The 1,008-nt window shown below is 70.5% G+C and carries 1 protein-coding gene; it reads right to left on the bottom strand.

Features of this window, described 5'->3' with window-relative positions; translation table 11 throughout:
• Positions 1-3 precede the first annotated feature (3 nt).
• The coding region (locus ACZ34W_RS38760) for a solute symporter family protein (RefSeq protein ID WP_465611221.1) at positions 4-1,008 on the bottom strand (1,005 nt) is incomplete at its 5' end.

Genomic DNA, 1,008 nt, shown 5'->3' with positions numbered 1-1,008 from the left:
GGGTCAGTGGGCGCCGAGTCCGGTCAGGGAGCGGACCTCGAGTTCGGCGTACTTGGCGGGGTTCGCCTTCTCCTTGGAGAGCAGGGTGGCGATGGCGCCGGCGAGGAAGCCGATCGGGATGGAGACCAGGCCGGGGTTCTCCAGCGGGAACCAGTGGAAGTCGGAGTGCGGGAGCAGGGAGGTGGCCTTGCCGGAGACGACGGTGGAGAAGACCACCAGCAGGACGGAGCTGATCAGGCCGGCGTAGACCGAGGTGACCGCGCCGGCGGTGTTGAAGCGCTTCCAGAACAGTGAGTAGAGCAGGGTGGGCAGGTTGGCGGAGGCGGCGACCGCGAAGGCCAGCGCGACCAGGGCGGCGGTGTTCAGCTTCCCGGCGAAGAGGGAGAGCACGATGGCGACGGCGCCGATCCCGACGGCGGCCCACTTCGCCGAGCGGACCTCCTCCTTCTCGCTCGCCCTGCCGCGACGGATGACGTTGGCGTACAGGTCATGGGCGAAGGAGGCGGAGGAGGCGAGGGTGAGTCCGGCGACCACGGCGAGGATGGTGGCGAAGGCCACCGCGGAGATGACGGCGAGCAGGATCGCGCCGCCGGTGGAGCCGGCCCCACCCCCCAGGTACTCGGCGAGCAGCGGCGCGGCGGTGTTGCCGGCCGGGTTGGAGGCCTTGATGGTCTTCGGGCCGAGCAGGGCGGCGGCGCCGAAGCCCAGCACCAGGGTCATCAGGTAGAAGCCGCCGATGATGCCGATCGCCCAGAGCACGGACTTGCGGGCGACCCGGGCGGTGGGCACGGTGTAGAAGCGGACCAGGATGTGCGGCAGACCGGCGGTGCCGAGCACCAGCGCGATCCCCAGGCTGAGGAAGTCCAGTTTGCTGGTGCCGGTGGCGCCGTACTTCAGCCCCGGTTCGAGGAACGCGGCGCCCTTGCCGCCGGCGTCCGCGGCGGCGCCGAGCATGCTGGAGAGGTTGAAGTGGTACTTGGCCAGGACCAGCACCGTCATCAGGCCGGC

It is taken from the genome of Kitasatospora sp. NPDC022856 (assembly GCF_055561235.1).
This window is presented reverse-complemented; position numbering and strand designations above follow the sequence as displayed.